The sequence below is a fragment of the Vibrio sp. 1978 genome, assembly GCF_033344345.1.
The window spans coordinates 1-647 of sequence record NZ_JAWPOP010000579.1; the positions used below are offsets into that span (position 1 = coordinate 1).

Consider the following 647-nt stretch of genomic DNA (forward strand, 5'->3'; position numbering starts at 1 on the left):
CTCCTTTACCTGTACAAAAGCCGAGGTTGGTTTCTGACAACCAAGTGTCTGGCGTCACTCGTTTTGCAAAGCAGTCACTCAAACCAGGCGAAGTGGCATTGGTTGGTGCTGGCCCTGGCGACCCTGAACTTCTCACCATTAAAGCACTGAACTGTTTACAACAGGCGGATGTGGTCTTGTACGACTATTTGGTGTCTGAAGAGATCATGGCGCTGATCCCAAGCGATACGATTTTAGTTTGTGTTGGCAAGCGTGCAGGGCACCACAGTGTACCGCAAGAAAAGACAAATCAACTTTTGGTTGATTTTGCTAAGCAAGGCTACCGAGTAGTACGAGTAAAAGGCGGTGATCCTTTCGTATTTGGTCGTGGTGGAGAAGAGCTAGAAGTGTTGGCTGATGCTGGCATTCGTTTTCAAGTGGTGCCTGGTATTACTGCCGCAGCAGGAGCAACAGCATATGCTGGCATTCCGTTGACGCACCGTGATTATGCTCAATCGGCCATTTTTGTTACTGGTCACTTGAAAGAAGAAAGTGATGAGATGGATTGGTCAACACTGGCTCGTGGTAATCAGACTTTAGTGATCTACATGGGACTCATGAAATCACACTATATTCAGAATCAGCTCATTCAGCACGGAAGAGCGGCT

Annotated in this window: 1 protein-coding gene; it reads left to right on the plus strand. The window is 47.6% G+C overall.

The features are described from left to right. The coding region (gene cobA, locus R8N49_RS27925; protein WP_318190545.1) for a uroporphyrinogen-III C-methyltransferase at window positions 1-647 on the plus strand (647 nt) is incomplete at both ends.